Origin of the sequence: Rhodococcus sp. KBS0724 (assembly GCF_005938745.2) — a bacterium.
In the GTDB taxonomy this organism is placed as follows: domain Bacteria; phylum Actinomycetota; class Actinomycetes; order Mycobacteriales; family Mycobacteriaceae; genus Rhodococcus_F.
The window spans coordinates 380,238-399,961 of record NZ_VCBX02000001.1 but is presented as its reverse complement, the minus strand read 5'-3'; the positions used below and the strand labels follow the sequence as shown (position 1 = coordinate 399,961).

20 protein-coding genes are annotated in these 19,724 nt (G+C 61.2%); 16 read left to right on the top strand and 4 right to left on the bottom strand.

Annotated elements, in window-relative coordinates; genetic code table 11:
- The first annotated feature begins 172 nt into the window (after positions 1-172).
- Genes FFI94_RS01820 through FFI94_RS01810 form a run of 3 tightly spaced genes read left to right on the top strand, consistent with a single transcriptional unit; the run spans position 173 to position 3,068 of the window.
- Positions 173-1,054 carry a phage major capsid protein gene (locus FFI94_RS01820; protein ID WP_138871483.1) on the top strand — a complete coding sequence of 294 codons (882 nt, stop codon included), beginning with the start codon at positions 173-175 and terminating at the stop codon, positions 1,052-1,054.
- Positions 1,055-1,056: 2 nt separating this feature from the next.
- Positions 1,057-1,572 carry a hypothetical protein gene (locus FFI94_RS01815; protein WP_260683808.1) on the top strand — a complete coding sequence of 172 codons (516 nt, stop codon included), beginning with the start codon at positions 1,057-1,059 and terminating at the stop codon, positions 1,570-1,572.
- Positions 1,569-3,068 (top strand): terminase large subunit domain-containing protein, encoded by a 1,500-nt coding sequence (locus tag FFI94_RS01810; protein ID WP_138871482.1) that lies wholly within the window; start codon positions 1,569-1,571, stop codon positions 3,066-3,068. The genes FFI94_RS01815 and FFI94_RS01810 overlap by 4 nt, the downstream gene beginning before the upstream one ends.
- Before the next feature lie 150 nt (positions 3,069-3,218).
- Here FFI94_RS01810 and FFI94_RS33530 read toward each other — a convergent pair whose 3' ends face one another.
- Together FFI94_RS33530 and FFI94_RS01805 are read right to left on the bottom strand one after the other, a co-directional pair.
- The gene (locus FFI94_RS33530) at positions 3,219-3,386 is read right to left on the bottom strand and encodes a hypothetical protein (RefSeq protein ID WP_185993107.1); all 168 of its coding nucleotides are present in this window, start codon (positions 3,384-3,386) and stop codon (positions 3,219-3,221) included.
- A 400-nt stretch (positions 3,387-3,786) separates the two neighbouring features.
- Positions 3,787-4,092, bottom strand: a complete 306-nt coding sequence (locus FFI94_RS01805; RefSeq protein ID WP_138871481.1) for a DUF6191 domain-containing protein — start codon at positions 4,090-4,092, stop codon at positions 3,787-3,789.
- Positions 4,093-4,244: 152 nt separating this feature from the next.
- Here FFI94_RS01805 and FFI94_RS01800 point away from each other — a divergent pair, with 152 nt between their 5' ends.
- The 6 genes from FFI94_RS01800 to FFI94_RS01775 all read left to right on the top strand — a co-directional run bounded on the left by FFI94_RS01800 (position 4,245) and on the right by FFI94_RS01775 (position 8,903).
- Complete coding sequence (locus FFI94_RS01800; RefSeq protein WP_138871480.1) at positions 4,245-4,919, top strand: response regulator transcription factor; 675 nt, start codon at positions 4,245-4,247, stop codon at positions 4,917-4,919.
- Positions 4,920-4,969: 50 nt separating this feature from the next.
- Positions 4,970-5,788 (top strand): helix-turn-helix domain-containing protein, encoded by an 819-nt coding sequence (locus tag FFI94_RS01795; RefSeq protein ID WP_138871479.1) that lies wholly within the window; start codon positions 4,970-4,972, stop codon positions 5,786-5,788.
- Positions 5,785-6,345 (top strand): TIGR03086 family metal-binding protein, encoded by a 561-nt coding sequence (locus tag FFI94_RS01790; RefSeq protein WP_138871478.1) that lies wholly within the window; start codon positions 5,785-5,787, stop codon positions 6,343-6,345. The genes FFI94_RS01795 and FFI94_RS01790 overlap by 4 nt, the downstream gene beginning before the upstream one ends.
- A gap of 52 nt (positions 6,346-6,397) precedes the next feature.
- On the top strand, positions 6,398-7,003 hold the full coding sequence (locus FFI94_RS01785) for a TetR/AcrR family transcriptional regulator (protein ID WP_138871477.1): 606 nt from the start codon (positions 6,398-6,400) through the stop codon (positions 7,001-7,003).
- On the top strand, positions 6,981-7,934 hold the full coding sequence (gene gluQRS, locus FFI94_RS01780; protein WP_138871476.1) for a tRNA glutamyl-Q(34) synthetase GluQRS: 954 nt from the start codon (positions 6,981-6,983) through the stop codon (positions 7,932-7,934). Before FFI94_RS01785 ends, gluQRS begins: the two co-directional genes overlap by 23 nt.
- Positions 7,935-8,111: 177 nt before the next feature.
- Positions 8,112-8,903 (top strand): EAL domain-containing protein, encoded by a 792-nt coding sequence (locus tag FFI94_RS01775; RefSeq protein ID WP_138871475.1) that lies wholly within the window; start codon positions 8,112-8,114, stop codon positions 8,901-8,903.
- On the opposite strand, the gene FFI94_RS01770 is transcribed toward FFI94_RS01775, so the two are convergent.
- On the bottom strand, positions 8,900-9,466 hold the full coding sequence (locus FFI94_RS01770) for a DUF4190 domain-containing protein (protein ID WP_138871474.1): 567 nt from the start codon (positions 9,464-9,466) through the stop codon (positions 8,900-8,902). The genes FFI94_RS01775 and FFI94_RS01770 overlap by 4 nt on opposite strands.
- Before the next feature lie 133 nt (positions 9,467-9,599).
- Here FFI94_RS01770 and FFI94_RS01765 point away from each other — a divergent pair, with 133 nt between their 5' ends.
- Together FFI94_RS01765 and FFI94_RS01760 are read left to right on the top strand one after the other, a co-directional pair.
- On the top strand, positions 9,600-10,595 hold the full coding sequence (locus FFI94_RS01765) for a hypothetical protein (RefSeq protein WP_138871473.1): 996 nt from the start codon (positions 9,600-9,602) through the stop codon (positions 10,593-10,595).
- Between the two features lie 125 nt (positions 10,596-10,720).
- Positions 10,721-11,446 (top strand): queuosine precursor transporter, encoded by a 726-nt coding sequence (locus tag FFI94_RS01760; RefSeq protein WP_138871472.1) that lies wholly within the window; start codon positions 10,721-10,723, stop codon positions 11,444-11,446.
- On the opposite strand, the gene tgt is transcribed toward FFI94_RS01760, so the two are convergent.
- The gene (gene tgt / locus FFI94_RS01755; protein ID WP_138871471.1) at positions 11,437-12,726 is read right to left on the bottom strand and encodes a tRNA guanosine(34) transglycosylase Tgt; all 1,290 of its coding nucleotides are present in this window, start codon (positions 12,724-12,726) and stop codon (positions 11,437-11,439) included. The two genes, FFI94_RS01760 and tgt, sit on opposite strands and share 10 nt — an antisense overlap.
- Before the next feature lie 213 nt (positions 12,727-12,939).
- On the opposite strand from tgt, the gene FFI94_RS01750 reads away from it, so the two are divergent.
- The 5 genes from FFI94_RS01750 (at position 12,940) to FFI94_RS01730 (ending at position 19,722) form a co-directional block, all read left to right on the top strand.
- A complete protein-coding gene (locus FFI94_RS01750; RefSeq protein WP_138871470.1) occupies positions 12,940-13,731 on the top strand; it encodes an enoyl-CoA hydratase/isomerase family protein in 792 nt (263 codons plus the stop codon).
- A 27-nt stretch (positions 13,732-13,758) separates the two neighbouring features.
- Positions 13,759-14,730: an ABC transporter substrate-binding protein gene (locus FFI94_RS01745; protein ID WP_007731596.1), complete on the top strand. Its 972-nt coding sequence runs from the start codon at positions 13,759-13,761 to the stop codon at positions 14,728-14,730.
- Between the two features lie 118 nt (positions 14,731-14,848).
- Positions 14,849-17,185, top strand: a complete 2,337-nt coding sequence (locus tag FFI94_RS01740; protein ID WP_260683806.1) for a CoA transferase — start codon at positions 14,849-14,851, stop codon at positions 17,183-17,185.
- A 50-nt stretch (positions 17,186-17,235) separates the two neighbouring features.
- Positions 17,236-18,183 carry a zinc-binding alcohol dehydrogenase family protein gene (locus tag FFI94_RS01735; protein ID WP_138871468.1) on the top strand — a complete coding sequence of 316 codons (948 nt, stop codon included), beginning with the start codon at positions 17,236-17,238 and terminating at the stop codon, positions 18,181-18,183.
- A 15-nt stretch (positions 18,184-18,198) separates the two neighbouring features.
- Entirely contained in the window at positions 18,199-19,722 is a 1,524-nt protein-coding gene (locus tag FFI94_RS01730) for an AMP-binding protein (protein ID WP_138871467.1), read from the top strand.
- Positions 19,723-19,724: the final 2 nt, after the last annotated feature.

The window sequence follows — 19,724 nt, the reverse complement described above, 5'->3', positions numbered from 1 at the left end:
CGGGCAAGGTTTCCAATCGGGAACCTTTCTCGCCACCACCCCCGAGGTCCGGCACCTCAAACGTACGACTGCTAGAGCTTGACGCTCGCAGTCAATTCCCTTGGCGTACAACGCCATTCCCTTGCCGGGCACTCGCATCCGATCCCGGCCCTGACTTACCCAGGAGCCTCCCATGGCACTCTCCACTTCCGGCGCTGGATCTGTCCTCTCCGCCGAGCAGATCACCAACATCGTCACCGTTCCCTTGCAGAAGGCTTCGGTGTTCCTCGCATCCGGACCCACAATCATCGACGCCCACGGCCCCGTCCGAATCCCGACGTACACCGGCTCGACTTCCCCGTCCTGGCACGGCGAGAACGAACTCATCGACGAGGTGGAACCCACCTTCTCCGAGGTGCTGCTACTCGATCCGAAGATCGAGTCCATCAAGTCCCTGCACCGCTACTCCAACGAGCTTGCCCGTCAATCGATCACCGAGACCATCGGCGCAATCCAGCAGCGCATGATCACCGACGTCGCCGGCAAGATCGACGACACCTTCATCGCCGGCACCGGCGCGGGTGGAACCCAGCCGAAGGGGATGCTGAACTACACCGGCACTCAGGAAATGGCCGCAGTTGGTGTGCCCGTCCTCGACGATCTGCACGACGCCGAAGGGTTGGCGCTCGGTGTCGAAATCGACCCGACTCGCCTGCGCTGGTTTATGCACTCCCGAGACTTTGTGGCAATCCGCAAGATCAAGGACACCGCGGGCCGCTACATCGTCCAGCCCGACATCACCCAGTCCGGCGCGTACCAGCTGCTCGGGCATCAGGTCGTTGTCACCAACCGCATCCCCGTCAACGGTGGCACCGGCACCAACGAATCGTCCATCGTTCTCGCTGACATGTCGATGATCACCGTCGCCCGCGACATGGCCCCCACGGTCACCCTGCTGGACCAGACTTTCGGTGACTACGACCAGCAGGCCATCCGCGTTGTCTGCCGCTACGACGCCGCACCCGTCAATCCCAAGGGCATCGTCGTCCTGCGCGGTGTGAAGCTCACGGCGTAGTCATGGCAGGCGCACCCATCCGGCGCGCCCGCAAGAAAGCAGGCGTGGAGGTCACCCCCTTCACGCCTGCTTTCCCCGGGCAAGAGTTCGAAGGCCAACGCCCACCCTTCGAGAAAAACAACACCCTCTCCCTCAAGCACGGCGCGCACTCCGAACGCTCCCTCGCACCCCTCGCCGAAGCCTGGGTCAAGACAGCACTCGAACAAGCCCCCTACCTCCGAGACCCGTCCTACGAACCTGCCCTCCTCGCATGGGCACGCTTCGAAGCCAAGTGCGATCTGCTGCACGACTGGATCGACGACCAAGGCATCCACGGACTCATCGACGAGGTCGGTCAAGCAACACCCGCGGCGAAACTTCTCCCCACCTACGAAGGCAGAGCCGCAGCACTCCGCGCAACGTTGGGCATGGACCCCATCAGCCGCGCAAAACTCCAAAAAGACTCTGCCGCAGCACAAATCGACTACTCAATCCTCCTCTCACAGGCCAACGCCGCACGAGAAAAGGCCACCCCATGACACCCACCGTCAACCTCGACATCCAACAACTCATCGACGACCCCGCCTACTTCGCCGAACACGCCATCGGCGTACCCCTGTGGGACTACCAAGCCGACTTCGCCCGATCCCCGGCCCGCTACCGCGTCATGTGCGCCGGCCGGCAGGTAGGCAAGTCACGCGTCCTCGCAGTCGTCGCCCTCCACACCGCCTACATCCGCGCCAACGTCCGCGTCCTCGTCATCTCCAACGGTGAAGACTCCTCCCTCCGAGTCCTCGCAGACTGCGCACACCTCGCCCGCAACAGCCCCATACTCAACGCCGCAGTCCTCGACGACAAGAAACAACTCCTCACCCTCGGCAACGGATCCACCATCCAATCCATCCCCGCATCCGAAGCCCGAGCCCGCGGCGACTCCATCGACCTACTCATCGTCGACGAGGCTGGATTCATCAGCATGAGCCTGTGGCAAGCCGCAGAACCCGCCATCGTCGCCCGCCCCGGCAGCCGCGTCATCCTCGCATCCACCCCTTGGGGAAAGAACGACCACTTCTTCCGACAGAAGTACAACGAGGGCATGACATCCCCCAGTGCCAAACTCCAATCCTGGCACTGGCCCACCACCGCATCACCCCTCGCCGACCTCGACCTCATCGAAGACTGGCGACGCACCTGGTCGACCATCAAGTTCACCACCGAAGTCCTCGCCGAATGGGTCAACGAGGCCGGCGCCTACTTCACCATGGAAGAACTCGACAACGCCGTAGCCGACTATGACCTACTCGACCCCAAAGACGCCCACGGACAACTCATCACCGCAGGCCTCGACTGGGGCTTCTCCGATGCCCATGCGTTCGTTGCTCTCGCAGTCCTCGACGACCAAGAACTGAACCAAGCCGTAGTCGGTGACGACCTCATCTACTTCATCCCCTGGCTCGAATCGCACCACAAGAAGCCGTACAGCTGGTTCGTCAACCGCATCGAAGAGATCGGCCGCACCTACCAACTGATGTCCGTCGTGTCCGAAACCAACGGTGTCGGGGCCATGCCCACCGAAGTCCTCCGCAACACCATGCAACGCACCAAGCAATCCAAACGACTCGACAAAGCGCGCTGGCCCACCCGAGTCATCCCCGTCAACACCGACAACCGATACAAAGCATCAGGATTCGGAGGCATCAAACTCCTCCTCCAACAAGGCCGGCTCATCCTCCCCAACCACCCCGACCTACTCCGCCAACTCCACAACCTCGAATACGAACAAACCGACACCGGCCAACTCCGCATCCGAGTCCCCGAAGCAGCCGGACACGACGACATAGCCATGGCCCTATGCCAAGCCATATCCACCGCAGACGGCAGCGTTTACGCCTACCGACCAGACAACCCCCGAGCTAACCACCGCGACCTCATCACCACAGGCACAGGCGTCCGCATCCCCAAACAACCCAGCTGCCTCAACGTCGAACACGCACTCCAACGATCACGAGGAAGGAACAAGGGAGACGGCTGGTAAAGACACTGCCGCGCCTGCTCGTACCTCACAGCCTTGCCAACTCATAGACTCGACCTATGAATATCCAATCAACTGGATAATTATGCATAGAACTGGATGGAAAGGCCCCACCGCCCGACGAGGCAAGTGGGGCCAACCAACCCAACCGAACTAAGCCTTGGGGCCGTGAATCACCAACGAGTACGCCTCAGCAAGCGCACGCACAGCCTCAGCATTCCCAGGGTTCACCTTGCCCGCAGACTCCACAACCAAATCCAACAGGACTTCCTTCGTCGCAACCTGCTTGCTCTGCTGCTCTAGCCGATCATTGAGTGTCATACCCGACGACAGTACTGAACGCGTGCTGGTCTGTCCCGCTTGGTCGGTTTGTTTGATAGTTCCCCGCGTGTGCGAGAGGCCCATGCAACAGTCCATGCAATACCGCTATTGCATGAGCATGTATCTGGATGCTTGTTTGATAGGTCAGTGACGAGGTAAGCAGCAGGTCAGAGGTTGTTTCCTGTCCTCGCTTGTATCCACATGTTTGTGTGGTGTCAGGAGTTCAAATCCCCTATCCTCCGCCAGGGAAGTCCCCGACCAGACATCTGGTCGGGGACTTTTTTATGCCATTCTCCGTTTGAAGCCCGCGCTGCCGACCTCGACAAACCTGGTGGAGAGACTGCACCCACTGCTTTGGCGCGGGCCGGCAAATCTCCCAGCACACTTGATTCCTCGACGACTATTGCGCTCGCAGGACAACGGTGTTCGTATCGGTATCGACGGCAACCCACGCAGGTTCGCCTTCTGCCCCGTCCTCGCGATGCATCAACGTCGTTTGCCGTTGCTCGAATTCGTGGTGCTTTCCGCCTTGGAACAGCGCAGCGACTTCCTCGAATCCGGTGGCGGCCACTGGGCGCGAGGTTCTGCGCTTAGTCCACGGCAACGCACGACCCCCGGTAATCCGATTCCACAGCGTTTCCACGAACGCACACAGAACCAGAAGCACCAGCAGTCCCGGCAGTGACATCGCAAAGAGTGTGCCCATCCTGCGAGTTTACCGAGGACACCGATACTGCCGGTAGAGAACAATCGCGGTCGGCGAGGTTGTCGAAGTGGCCGGGTCAATGGTGATCTGCAACACTGGCTGACGTCGGGATTGACGGGTTACCGAGACGACTAGCAACAGGGTGGCAATACATGAGCGTGATTCTCGCGGCGACGAATCAGCCTGCGCTGGCCGAGACCTTCGGCGTCGAACTCGAGCGCGTCGGCCACACCGTTCACCTGTTCGCGTCCGGAAGAAACAGCCTCGACGCACTCGGCACCGACAACTTCGATGTTGCGGTTCTCGATCTTTCACTCCCGGACATCGACGGCTTCGAAGTAGCCCGCCAGATCCGGCTCCGCAGCGAGATTCCGATCATCATGATTGTCGAGTCCCCGGAAGACATCGACGATGCCCCACCACAGGTCGCGTCGGACTTCGCCATCAACCCACTCGACGCTCGTAGCCTCGATTCTCGGATAACCAGCCTCCTCCGCAGTACACCCACCCCACAGACGGACAAGCGAGAGCGCCACGGCGAGTTGACGATCGACCGCCGATCCATGACCGCCACCATCCGACGTCGACGTCTCGACCTCACGCGAACCGAATTGCGCCTGCTCCTCGAAATGTCGACGCACCCCGGCCACCTCTACTCCCGACCTCAGCTTCTCGCGAAGGTGTGGGGTGAAACGAGTTCAAGCAAGACTCGCGCCGTCGACGCCAATATTCAAAGTTTGCGTTCGAAACTCGAATCCGACCCGGCCAATCCCCAGTACATCAAGACCGTGCGCGGATTCGGATACAGGTTCGGTCCGATCGACTGACAAGAACCATCGAAATCCGACGTGTCGGTGGTCCTGGTTAGGCTCGCGAAATGAGCTGGTACCTGCCACAAGCCGCCGCGACGGACTTGGCTGACGTACTTGTCTGCGGATGGACTGCCCGCGCCGAGGGCGAACACCTTCTTGTCCCCGACGCGTGCATGGACATCCTGTGGATTCGTGGAGTGGGGATCCGTGTGTGCGGCCCCGAAACCTCGGCTTGGTCGTTCACGCTTCCGCCCGGAACCGAATCGGTCGGCGTTCGATTCCGCCCGGGTTCTGCAGCTCCACTTCTGAGAATTCCGGCGTCGGATCTACGCAACGCCCGAGCCGAACTGAGCGATCTGACCGGCAGCCGAACGTCACGAATCCTGTTGGACCGCTTGGAAAATACTCCAGCCACTCAGCGTGTGATCGTCCTCGAAGACATGGTCAGGTCCTGGAACCGGAGCACTCGATCGCCGGATCCGGTGGCGTCCGCCGTCAGCGCAGCGCTGGCTCACCACTCGTGGAGCGTCGACGCTCTTGCCGACCATGCAGCCCTCACTTCCCGGCAGCTGCAGCGTCGATGCAATGACGCATTCGGATACGGACCAGCAACACTACGAGCCATCCTGCGACTGCAGCGGTTCATGACGCTCGCGCGCCGACGCTCTTCGATTCCCCTCGCCGGACTCGCCGCCCTCGCGGGATACAGCGACCAGGCTCACCTTTCGCGCGATTGCCGCCGCATTTCGTCGATGACACCCGCAGAACTACTGCGTAGTGAAGCTCCCGACTGGCACGGCCCAGGCTCGGTGGTCACGTTTTCGGAGAATGTCCGAAATAATCAATCGCGGTCCCGGCGTCATCCTGAAGAATCAGTGACATGACTACAGCCGATATCTCCCCCGCAGATCGCTACCGTGACCTCGCCGCCGGTTTCACCCAGCGGATCGACGCAGTACCTGAGGACCGGTGGGACAACAACTCTCCGTGCGAAGGGTGGACGGCTCGCGACGTGGTCCGGCACGTGATCGACAGCGAACGCGACATGGTCAAGGTCGTCGGCCTCGAACTGGCGCCAGGACCGTCCGTCGACGACAACCCGTCCGCCGCCTGGGCTGCAGTGCGCGATTCGATGCAGGCAATTCTCGACGATCCGGAAAAGTCGACCCTCGAATACGACGGCCATTTCGGCCGAACCAACCTCGGAGCCACCGTCGACGGTTTTCTGTGCTTCGATCTGGTCGTGCACGGCTGGGACCTCGCAGCCGCGACCGGCACCGACACCTCGATTCCGGAAAGGGACGTTGAGTGGGTATCGCAGGTTGCCGCCGGCCTAGGCGATTCGATTCGTATGCAAGGAGTCTGCGGCCCCGAGATTTCGGTGGCCGATGATGCCGACAAGGCAACCAAACTCCTTGCATATCTCGGTCGAACCGCCTGAAAAACCTCCCCTGACGTGCGAATTGTTTCGTTACGCGGGTAATGTCCGTCGCATGCCTGAACGTCGGAAATCAGCCACCAACCCGGACTTGCTGGCCACGGCACTTTTCGACGTTGCAGCTGAATCGGGACTCGAGAATGCGAGTGTCCGCGAGGTGGCAAAACGCGCCGACGTCTCGATCGGTGCCGTGCAGCACCACTTCTCGACCAAGGACGAGATGCTCACCTTCGCTCTGCGCACTCTGGCCGATCGAATACTGAGCCGACTCACTCGACCTCCCGCCGGCACCGATCCTCACGTTGTGCTTTTCCAGGCTTTGTCACAGTTGCTTCCCTTGGACGAGCAGCGCACCCGCGAAGCACATGTTCTGGCCGCATTTGCCATCCGGGCTGTCACCAGCGAATCGTTGGCGGACATTCGCCGGACAATGCTGTTCACTATTCGCACCGGCATCTGCGCAGTTCTGATCGGAATCAGGTTGCCTGAAGCCGAAACCCGCGCGGCGCTTCTCCTCGCGACCGTCGACGGACTGGCACTCGACGCGATAGGCAATCCCGGAATGTACCCGCCGCATTATCTCGAGTACGCCCTGGAGAGTCAGATAAAGCTCACCCTCCACGACATGGAAATTCACGATGCTCTCGGATCTGTGGGCTGACGTGCCAGGAGCAGGACGATTTGCACCGAGCCCTTCCGGCGATCTGCATCTGGGGAACCTCCGTACAGCCCTCCTTGCCTGGCTGTTTGCCCGGACGACCGGTCGCGATTTTCTCATTCGCGTCGAAGATCTGGATCGTGTGCGGCCAGGAGCCATGGAACGCCAACTGGATGATCTGCGAGCGCTCGGCATCGACTGGGACGGCGACGTAGTCAAACAGTCGCACCGACTGCCGCGGTACGCAGACGCGATCACCGCATTGACCGATCGCGGGCTGACGTATCCCTGCTTCTGCACGCGCAAGGAAATTCAGCAGGCGCCGTCCGCACCCCATGCGCCGGATGGGGCTTACCCAGGAACGTGCCGGAATCTCACACATTCCGAGCAAGCCGACAAGCTGACCTCCGGCCGAAAACCGGCACTGCGCCTGCGCGCCGAGACGACGTCATTCACCGTTCGAGACATGTTGCACGGCAACGTATCCGGAATTGTTGACGATGTGGTGTTACTCCGCGGCGACGGAGTTCCCGCCTACAATTTGGCAGTAGTGGTCGACGACGGCGCCCAGAATGTCGATCAGGTTGTCCGCGGCGACGACCTTCTGACATCAGCACCGCGCCAGGCCTACCTGGCAACACTCCTCGGCGTCACACCGCCGATCTACGCCCACGTCCCCCTCGCACTCAACTCCGAAGGCAAGCGTCTGGCCAAACGGGATGGGGCGGTCACCCTCTCCGATCAACGCGACCTCGGCCGCACCCCAGCCGAAGTTCTGACTCTGATTGCGTCGAGCGTCGGATTAGCCGAACCCGGCGAAGTGGTTTCACCGATGGAACTAGCTGATCGTTTCGATCCGCAGAAGGTTCCGCGTGACCCTTGGATCTTCACAAGTGCAGATCCCGTGGACCCCGTCAGGCAATCCGGACAATAGTTAATCATTGGCAATTGCTTCCGAGTGAAGTACCGTTTCGGCATAGGTGAAGGGAACCAGGACGGCTAGCCCTGGGCATGTTACAAGCGGGGGCTTGCCCTCGACATGACCAAAGCACCCGTTGGGGGCAACCGCACAGCAGTGCGGTGGGCGGGAACAGAACGAAAAGGAATCCGCATGGTTCGCGAGCTTCGCGAGGCACTCGACGACCATCAATTCGAAGTGCTGTACCAACCCCAGGTGCACCTGGAAACCTCGATTATCACCGGCTACGAAGCCCTCCTCCGCTGGCGCCATCCCCTTCGCGGAGTCATCGAACCGCAAGATTTCATGCGATCGGCCGAACTGTCCGGCTTGATCATTCCCATCGGATTGCAAACCCTCGACTTGATCTGTGCACACATCTCCCACTGGGATGACCAGTTGAATATTGCGGTGAATTTCTCGCCGCGCCAGCTGTCGACCAACGAAGCTGCGCGAGAAATACTCGACACCCTGGACCGATCCGGCACACCGCACAACAAAGTCATCGTAGAAGTCACCGAACTCGGCGTCGTCGGCCAGAATGCCGCCGCGACGCTGGCGACGCTGCATAAAGAGGGTATCCGGATAGCGCTCGACGATTTCGGAGCCGGCTTTGCCTCCTTTGCGGCGCTGTCGGAACTGCCACTCGATATTTTGAAGATCGATCAGAGCCTCACCTGGGCTCTCAGTGATTCGGAGCACTCGTCCGAGCGGGCATTCATCGTGATGGAATCCATCGCCGCGATCGCCGACAAACTCGGAATGGAGTCCATCGCCGAAGGCGTCGAGACTGCCGACCAAGCCGCAGCCGTCATTCGCGCGGGGTGCACTACAGGCCAGGGCTACTATTTCGGCAAACCACTCCCAGCCGACGCTCACACCACGGCAATTCAGGAACCACCGCTGGCAGTCGCATCGCCAGCGCAACATCGGCGCTGGCGTTAGACGGAATTAACCGCCACCATAAAAATCACGAATATCACCCACATGGCGATAATCGAGGCACCGATCGCAATACCGGCAATCGCGAGCCCGCGCCCCTGCTGGCCTGTTTGTTTAATCTGATTGAGCGCGACGATGCCCAGAATAATCGCGACAATTGCGCCGAGACCGTAAAAGCAGCCACCCACTATCCCCGTCACCAGCGAGGCGATCGCTAACCCGTTCGTTCCCACCGGCTGCACGTACCCGCCGAACTGATTGGGTGGTCCGTACTGCGGTGGCTGCTGGTATTGCGGTGGCTGCTGGAACTGCTGATATGGCACTGGTTGTTGATACTGCGGTTGTTGATACTGCACTGGTGGCTCTGGGGTCGGGGTGTACGACGGTGGTGGGTAGCCCGGGTACTGCTCGGTGGGCAATGGCGTCGCCGGAGCCTCCCAATACGACTGCGGTTGCCCGGCGGAATCTCCGTAGCCTTCTGGCGGGAGGCTGGGAAACTCGCCATATCCGGGTTTTGTCACGTATTCATCTGGAGATATCTCGCCGTTCTCCCCGGAACTCGTCATGAAACGCAGCCTAAACCACGGGTGACAACGACACACGAGTGCGCAAGTGACACCAACATCTGCTGCCCACGGCAGTTAAGGTCGTAATCACTGTCACACTCGAGCGCGCCTTTTTCACGACTGAGGGGAAACAATGACAACCGGCGGTTACGACCCCAACCAAAATCCGGATGACGGAAAAAAATCACCACAAGATCCGTACAGTCAGCCGCAATCACCGCCGCCTGGTAGTTACCCGCCGCCCGTCACACCTCCCGGTGGTGGATACCAGCCGACGGGAGGCTCTCCTGCCGGTCCGCCTCCGGGGAATTACCCGCCGCCCGGCAACTACCCGCCTCCGCAGGGGAATTACCCGCCCCCGCAGGGCAACTATCCCCCGCCGCAGGGAAATTACCCGCCGCCCGGCGGATATCCGCCGCCTCCCGGCAACGTCCCGCCGCAGGGTGGATACTTCCCCCCGCCGCCGGCAAACGACTACGGCGCCGGGTTCGGTGGACCCCAGCTTTCTGTCGGTGCAGCATTGACCTACGGCTGGGAGCGCTTCAAGAACAACGCGCTGGTCTGGGTCGGGATCACACTGATCGCGGCAGTCATCTCGATCGGCATCAATTTGCTGTTCGGTGGATTCAGCACCGACACGACGACCTCCGTATCGGCGCTATCCATCATCGGAGCATTTGTTTCTCTGGTGGTCGGCATCCTGATTCAGGCCGCGTTCGTCCGCGGAGCGCTTCACGAAGTTGACGGCAACAAGCCGGTCATCGGATCGTTTTTCCAGTTCTCGAATGTGGGCGCGGTTATCCTCGCGAGCATTCTGGTCAGCATTGCAACGGGAATCGGTTTTGTGCTGCTGATCATCCCAGGAATTATCGTTGCGTTCCTGACCTATTTCACTCTGCAATTCGTGATCGATCAGAACCAGGACCCGGTCACCGCAATTAAGTCGAGTGCCAGTGTCATCTCGAAGAATGTGGGACCGCTGCTCCTCCTCACACTCACGCTGATCGGAATCAACATCGTCGGCGCCCTGCTGTGCGGACTGGGCTTGCTCGTCACCGGACCGATCTCGTTGATCGCCGGAACCTATGCATATCGCGTTATCACGGGCCGGTTCGTCGCTCCGATCTGATCGCAATACCAAGACAGCAAAGCCCGGTGGTTCCTCGTCGAACCGCCGGGCTTTCTGCTGTGTTCTGGGCAACTGGACGGTCGCCAACTCGCTTCAAGATGCCCTGAGATGCTTGGATTGCGGACGTGACAGCTCAGGATCAGCAAGACTCATCGACTCAAGAGACCAAATTTGCGCACGTCAGCACGGGTTACTACCCGACGATTGTTGCGTTGTTCACCGCCACGCTGCTGATCTCGAATGTGGCGGCGACCAAAGGGGTCGCTTTCTTCGCGGATTCCGAGTTCTCGCTCGGGCCATTGCAGGTTCTGCCCGTCATCACCGACGGCGGGTTCTTCCTCTTCCCACTCGCGTACGTTCTCGGTGACGTCCTCAGTGAGGTCTACGGCTTCAAAGCCACAAGGCGCGCGATCTATCTCGGCTTCGGTGCACTGATTCTTGCTGCCGCATGTTTCTGGATCGCTGTGCAACTGCCGTCGGCGGAGTTCTACGAGAACCAGGCCGCCCTCGAAACCGTCGTCGGTGTCATTCCCCGACTCCTGGTCGCCGGCTTGGCCGCCTACCTTGTCGGACAGCTGCTGAACTCCCTGGTTCTGGTCATGATGAAGAAGCGCATGCAGGAAAAGCACCTGTGGGCGCGGCTGATCGGCTCGACCGTCGTCGGTGAATTCGCCGACACGCTCATCTTCTGTTCCATCGCGGCCGGCGTCATCGGTATCAGTACGTGGGAAGACTTCATCAACTACGTGCTGGTCGGCTTCTTGTGGAAGACCCTTGTCGAGGTTCTGGTCATGCCGATCACCTACCGCGTCATCGCCTACGTGAAGAAGCGCGAACCGACTTACACCTGAGTTTGCGGGGCCTTCGGGCCGTAGAACTTTCCGAGCATGTCGGCTTTGAAGTCGTGGAAGTACCCGCCTTCGATGCTGGCTCGGATGTCGTCGACCAACTTCACGGTGAATCGCTCGTTGTGGATGGTGCAGAGCGTCGACGCGAGCATTTCCTTCGCCTTGAAGAGGTGATGGATGTATGCGCGGGTGTAGTTGGCGCAGGTGTAGCAGTCGCACTCGTCGTCGATGGGTGTGAAGTCACGACGGAATCGGCTGGTGTTGATGTTGAACCGGCCGGAGCGGACGTAGATCGCGGCATTGCGCGCGACACGCGACGGATTGACGCAGTCGAAGGTGTCTGCGCCGTTCTCGATTGCGACGAAGAAGTCGTCAGGTTCGCTGATTCCGAGCATGTGACGCGGCTTGTGCTCGGGGAGTTCCTCGTTGCACCAACGCACAATCGTGCCGAGGTTCTGCTTCTCGAGTGCACCGCCGATGCCGTAACCGTCGAATCCGTAGCCGTTCTCGCCCTCGATCGATTCGAGGCCGCGGCAGGCTTGGCGACGCAGATCTTCGTACTGCGCACCTTGGATCACGCCGAAGAGAGCCTGGTAGGGCTTGTCGGCGCGTTCGGCGGTGAGCTTCTCGTGTTCGTTGATGCAGCGGATCGCCCACGCCTGTGTGCGCTCGACCGATCGCTCCTGGTAGCCGCGGGTGTTGAGCAGCGTGGTGAGTTCGTCGAACGCGAACATGATGTCGGCGCCGAGCTGATGCTGGATCTGCATCGACACCTCGGGGGTGAAGCGATGCTTGCTGCCGTCGAGGTGCGATTTGAACGTGACGCCCTCGTCGTCGACCGTCGCAAGGCGCTCTTTGCCCTTCGCGATCACGTCGTCGGACTGCACGCCGACGGCCTCCATCGCGAGTACCTTCTTGAATCCGACGCCCAGCGACATGACCTGGAAGCCGCCACTGTCCGTGAAGGTGGGTCCGTCCCAGTTCATGAACTTGCCCAGTCCACCGGCCTCGTCGACGATGTCGGGTCCCGGCTGCAGGTACAGGTGGTACGCGTTGGCGAGCACCGACTGCGCGCCGAGTTCCTTCATGGACTCGGGCAGCACAGCCTTGACCGTCGCCTTGGTTCCGACGGCCACGAACGACGGCGTTGCGATGTCGCCGTGCGGTGTGTGGATGGTGCCGGTACGTCCGAGTCGGTCCTCGAGCCTGGTCCCTATGGTGAAGATCGACTCGGGACGCTTGTCGACAGCGGGTTCGGGCTGGGTCGGAACTGCAGAAGTCACGGACTCAATCCTGTCACAGGAGAAAAAATCGCCGTGATCACAGCAAAGAATTATCCCGTGCGGTCACCAACCGAATCCACGAGGCTCGATCCGGCCCTGGTCTACTGACCGAACCCGAGCGGTATCGCCACGTGAGAGTCCCACACCATACTTCCCCCTACACATCCCCCGGCTCGACCGCTGTACCCCTCCAACCCGCTGACAGGAGCTCACTTGACGAGACAGACCGGCCAGACCTACAACTTCGTCACGGTCGACGTCACAGACTCGATTGCCACCGTGACTATCGACAAACCTCCAGCCAACGCGTTCAACCCCAGCCTGATCGCCGAGCTCCTGGAGATACTGCCGGTACTCGCGTCGGACCAGACCGTCCGCGCCATTGTCATGACAGGCACGGGACGGTTCTTCGTCGCCGGTGCGGACATCACCGTGATGCGTGAGCTGACGGAAGAAACTCAGCGCGCGATGCGCCCGTGGGTCGACGTACAGCGGATCCTCGAGACGGCTCCCAAACCTGTTGTCGCGAAGATCAACGGGCACGCACTCGGCGGCGGAGCAGAACTGACGTTGGCCTGCGACTTCCGCATCATGGCGCAGTCGGCGACCATCGGCTTCCCCGAGATCGGACTTGGGCTATTTCCGGGTGCCGGTGGCAGCCAACGACTTCCACGCCTCATCGGTGCTCACCGAGCCAAAGTGCTCATGATCGAAGGCAAGCGGCTCAGCGCCGAGCATGCACTCGATATCGGCCTGGTCGACACCGTCGTTGCGGACGCCGACCTCGATGCACATTGCGCTGACCTCGCACTCGAACTCGCGTCGAAACCCACTGCCACCATCGGAATGATCAAACGCATTGTCGACGAAGGCATGTCGTTGCCACTCGGTCAAGCGCTGGACCTCGAATTCGAAGCCGTGCTCGAACTGATCAAGACGGACGACGCCGCTGAGGGACTTCAGTCATTCCTCGACAAGCGGTCCCCCACCTTCACCGGACACTGACAGCTCCCCTTTTACCGAGAGGCCATCATGCTCAACAAATTTCAGAAGAAATGGGTGGGCGCAGTCGCTTCTCTCGCCGCCCTGACGATCGCCGTCAGCGGATGCACCCGCCCCGCTACCGACAACTCCGCCGAAAGTGGTGGCCTGGTACGGATCGCGGTAGGTGTAGACCCGTCGTACGCCCCGATTTTCCTCGCCGACCACGAGGGCATGTTCGAGGCCGCCGGCCTCGACGTCCAGGTCATCCAGACCGAAGGCGGGGCAGCAGGCGCCCAGAACGTCGTAGCCGGAACCTCGGAACTCTCCGGCAATGCCGACTCGACGGCACTGTCCGTCATGGCCGCCAATCCGAGCCTGCGGGCGCTGGGCGTATTTCAGGAATCCGACCGGTACTTCCAGGTTGTACTGAGGAACGGCGTCGAACCGAAGTCGATCAAGACCATGGGCGTCTTCCCCGGCATCGGTCTCTACTTCACGAACCAGTACCTGGCCAGTCTCGGCATCGACCCCACGACGGTCACACTCGTGAGCACAAGCCCGCCCGAACAGCCTGCTTTGCTGGCGCGCGGTGACATCGACGGCTTCCTGTCCTTCGACCCCTGGGTGACGCAGAGTGTCAATACCGGTGGGCGCGTTGTTGCCACGACCGGCGACTTCGGCGCCAAGTACGCCCAATGGATCATCGCTTCGGACAACTGGTTGTCCGCGAACGAAGAAACCGCAGGCAAGGTGTTCAAGGTGATCTCGGAAGCGTCGGCAATCGTGAACTCGGATCCGGATCGGGCTGCAACCGCAATTGCCGCGTCTATCCAGATGGACCCGGCCGAGGCCGCAGACCGGGTGACCCAAATCGATTTCGGTGGACGCGGATTCACCGAGGACGACGTGGAGCGCGCAAACGAACTTGTTGCATTCTTCCGCGAGCAGGGCAAGATCTCCGCGGACATCGATCCGTCCGCTGTCCTCCTCTCGGGATGGTTCGAGCAGAACGCCGCCTGAGCGAGAGTGAGAACGGGTCCGGTGGGCAGACCGAAATCATGTCGCCCACCGGCCCGCAGAACTACGTTCGACACCAGTCGGTTCGGCGATATCTTTCGATTGAAACGGAGTAGTTGTGGTGCATCCCCCGGTACGGGTCGTAGAGATTTCCAGTCCGTTTGCGCGATTCGCCGGGCGCATCCTGGTCGGGCTGGGTTTCGAGGTCATTCTGGTAGAACCACCCACCGGTGACCCCAGTCGCACCGAGTCCCAGGGTGATTCGTACTTGCATTGGCATGCGGGCAAGAAGTCCGTTGTCCTCGATATCGACGACAGCAACGATCGCCTCGCTTTCGAAGCACTGCTGCGCAGTGCCGACGTCCTGCTCGACGGCAGCCCGGCCGGCGCTCTACGCGACAACCGAGGATCTCTCGTTCACGTACGAGTGACACCCTTCGGCACTACCGGACCGCGAAGTGACTGGAAGGCAACAAATCTGACCGTCGCGGCACTCGGCGGGATGATGGCCCAGGTCGGCGATCCCGAGCACCCTCCACTGCTGCTCCCCGAACTCCAGGCTGAGCAGCTCGCCGGAATCAATGCCGCAATCGGCGTGCTTCTCGGACTGCGTTCGCGATCCAAGGGCCACAACCCGTTGCTGGAGATCAGCGCTCAGGAATGTGTTGCCGCCGCGCTGGAAGCGGGCACTCTTGCCTACATTCACGAGGACCGCGTCCCGCCGCGTCCGGGCCGGGTACATCCGCTCGTTCCGCACGGACTGTTTCAGGCCGCCGACGGTTATGTCGGTGGCGGCCTCGGCGGTAGCCCCCGCATGTGGGACGGCATGTTGGCCTGGCTGATCGACAACGATGCTCAGGACGATCTCGATCAACCGGAGTGGTCCGACGCGGTCTACCGAAAGACGCATCAGGAACACATTTTCGACGTTCTGTCCGCCTTCATCGCGAAGTGGCCGAAGGAAGAATTCGCGGTCAGCGCGCAGTCACGCAAGTTGCCGTGGGCAGCGGTCGACCGGCCCGAAGAACTGCTGCGTAACCCGCAACTCAACGACCGGGACTTCTTCACCGACGTGACCGGAGATCACGGTACCTACCGCGATCTCGGGTTCGGCTTCGCTTTCCCCGAAGGCCGGCGCATCGGAACGCTCGAGGCTGCCCGGTTGGGCCAGCATCAGGAACTCTTGAAGGCCACCTCGCCTGTGGCAGTGAACGAAACCCACGAGTTCAGCGGTGGCAGCACGCCCAGCCTCGAAGGTGTCCGCGTCCTGGATCTCACGTGGGTGTTGGCGGGCCCGTACGGCACCAGAATCCTTGCCGACCACGGCGCCGAGGTCATCAAGGTCGAATCGATCGGACGCCCGGACCCGACTCGCTTTGCACCGTTCATGCATCTCTCGCGTGGACCGCACGACAATCCGAACACCAGCGGGTACTTCAACGACGTCAACCGCAACAAGCGCAGCATCACACTCGATACCCGATCCGCAGAGGGCCTTTCGGTACTGCGCGACCTGATCAGGAACTCCGACGTCGTGGTCGAGAATTTCAGCTCGTCGGTCATGGACAAGATGGGGCTCGGCTACGAACAACTGCGGGAGCTCAACCCGGACATCATCTACGTGTCGATGTCCGGGATGGGTCACACCGGTCCTCGTAAGGACTGGGTGTCGTATGCCGACATCGTTTCGGCAAGTACCGGTTTGACCGCACTGACCGGCTGGAACGCCGATGACGTTGTCGGAGTCATCTACGGCCATGGCGACATCGTCGCCGGACTGCAAGCCGGCGTCGCGATGCTGGCAGCCCTCGACTACCGCGACCGGACCGGCCGGGGACAGCACGTAGACCTGTCACAACTCGAAGCCATGGCAGCGCACATGGGTACCAGCGTTCTCCGAGCCGCCCGGTCACAGTCCCCCGATCCGATCGGCAACAGCCATCACGAACTGGCACCACACGGCGTGTACCCGTGCCTCGGCAGCGACCGGTGGTGCTCGATTGCCGTTCGCGATACCACGGAATGGAATGCATTGTGCCGCATCATCGGAGCAGAGAAATGGATCGGCAATCCTGACTTCGCGAGTGCAGAAAGCCGCCAAGCCGATCACGAACGTATCGACGACGCCATCGCCGACTGGACCAGGACTCTGTCACCCGAAACCGTCATGGAACGCTTGCAATCGGCGGGTATCGCGGCCGGCACCGTCCAGGACGGACGCGACCTGGTCGAGAGCGATCCACATCTTCGGGCACGCAGTTTCTATTCGGCACAGGAACATCCCCTCGCCGGAACATTCCTCCACGAAGGCATCCCCGTTCGCCGGAACTCCGAACCCGGCTCGATCCGACGCGCTGCGCCGGTGCTGGGCGCGGACACCGACGACGTCCTCGAGTCGGTGCTCGGATACAGCGACGAACTGATCGCCGGACTTCGCGACCAGTCGATCCTGTCCTGACCGCACTCATATTCAGTACATCCATTCACAGATCGCTACTAGGAGACACAATGCGCGCGGCCCGACTCCATCAGTTCGGCACTTCACCGGTCATCGACGACATCGACATTCCCACACGTGAATCCGGTCAGACGCTCGTGCGCATCGACGCTGCCGCGCTCGGCCATCTCGACATCACCGTCGCAAGCGGAAACTTCGGAGTCAAGCCGAACCTGCCACATATCGGTGGAACAGACGGAGCGGCGACGGTAATCGAATCCGACACCTATGAGCCTGGCACCCGCCTTCTGGTCCGAGGCGGCGGAGTCGGCCTGTTCAAGAACGGTTGCTGGGCTGAGTATCTGGTAGCGGCAGACAAGGCGTTCACACCCTTTGATCCCGCACTGTCGCCGGCCGTCGCCGCAACCTTCTTCCTGCCCAGCACAACCGGCTATGTTGCCGTCAACGACATTGCAGCCGTCGCTCCCGGCGAACGAGTTGTTGTCGCCGGAGCATCCGGCGCTGTCGGATCGATGGCAGCACAGTTCGCTCTGCTTGCCGGAGCGTCCGAGGTAATCGGTGTTGTACCGCGCGAAGATCAGGCTGCCTTGCTTCCGGAGGGTGTGCATCCCGTCGTCGGGCAAGGCGACGAACTTGCCGGAGTGCTGGGATCCGAGCCTTCCGTCGACGCCGTGATCGACACGCTTGGCGGCGACGGCTTGCCGCACCTTCTGGCGAGTGTTGTCCCCGGTGGCCGGGCTGCCCTGATCGGATATACCTTGGGTAAGAGCCTCACCCTGGACTTGCCGAACTGGTTGCTCAGCGATGTCCGGATCCTGCCCGTCAACATGATTCGCAAGACTGCCCGGCAAGCCGAACTGGCACCTGAAATGATCCGGCTGCTCATCGAAGGCAAGATTTCCGTTGCAGTGCAGGAGTTTCCGCTGGATGACATCGCAACGGCACTGCAGTTGATGGGTGAGGGCAAGGTTGCCGGCCGGGCCGTCGTCGTACCCTGAGGGATACAATTACCCATGCCCCACGACGCACATGCCATTCCGCGCTCGCTTCCGGATTTGATCCGGAAGCGAACTCTGGAGCGTCCGGATCATCCGGCCCTCGTCGTCGACGGGATCACGGTCACCTACCGCGAATTGCGGGATCGTGCAGCGTCGATGGGGGCGGATCTCCGTAACCACGGTGTCGGCCGTGGGGAGCGCGTGGCGGCACTGTCCGGCAACAGGATCGAACTGGCAGACCTTGTTCTCGGATGCGCGTGGATCGGTGCGGTTGTCGTCCCACTCAATACTGCCCTCCGAGCCGACAGTGTTGCCAGCGCACTCGAACAGGCTGGTGTACAACGGATCCTGGTTTCACCCGAATACTCTGGCGCTGTAGCCGGATTCGACGGCACCGTGTGGGTCATGGGTGAACAATACGTCCCCACTGCCGGTTCGCATCCGGGCTGTGAGCCCGAGACCCTCGATCCGCTCGACCTGGCCGCGATACTCTTCACCTCCGGCACCACCGGTCTGCCCCGAGGCGTCCGATGCCCGCACGCGCAGTTCCTGCAGTGGGGCAAAGGCGTCGGCGCCTCACTCGGGCTCACCGGGGACGATGTGCTGTACAACTGCCTGCCGCTGTTTCACACCAATGCTCTCAATGCCTTCGTTCAGTCCCTCTGGGCCGGGTCTACTTTTGTCCTGGGACAACGATTTTCGGTCCGCAATCATTGGCGCGAAGTTCGCGAGATCGGCGCAACTGTCGACTACCTGCTGGGCGCGATGGTGGCTATGTTGATGAACGCGGACCCCTCGCCGCAAGACCGAGACCACAGCGCCCACGTGGCACTTGCCCCCGCAACGCCGGCTCATCTGATCGAACCGTTTGCCCAGAGATTCGGTGTTGAACTCGTGGACGGATTCGGAAGTACCGAAACCAATCTCGTGATCGGCACGCTTCCGGGAGATCGGCGGGCCGGGTACATGGGCCGGGTGATGAGCGGCTACGACGCCGCAGTCGTCAACGACGGTACTGCTGCCGCAGACGGGGAGCCCGGCGAACTGGTGGTCCGCAGCACGATCCCCGGCGCCTGTTCACTGGGCTATCTGGGCGAGGAGATTCCGGCGCCGGAGAGTTGGATACACACCGGCGACAGAGCGATTCGGGAAGCAGACGGCTGGTTCCGATTTGTCGATCGCATCAAAGACGTGATTCGGCGCCGCGGTGAAAACATATCCGGCGCCGAAGTGGAAACCGTTCTGGCGCTGCATCCGTCCGTCGGCCAGGTTGCCGTCTTCCCGGTACCGTCGGATCTCGCCGAGGATGACGTCATGGCAGCTGTAATACTGCGCCCCGGAGTATCTTTCGACCCCATTTCGATTCTGGAGTTCTCCCAGCAACAGCTGCCGTACTTTGCACTTCCCCGGTACATCGACGTCGTGGACACGTTGCCACTCACCGAAACCGGGAAGGTACAGAAAGCAGTGCTACGTGAGAGGGGCGTCGGCCCACGCACCTGGGACTGCGAGAAGAGCGTGTTCCGCGCCCGGCGATAGAC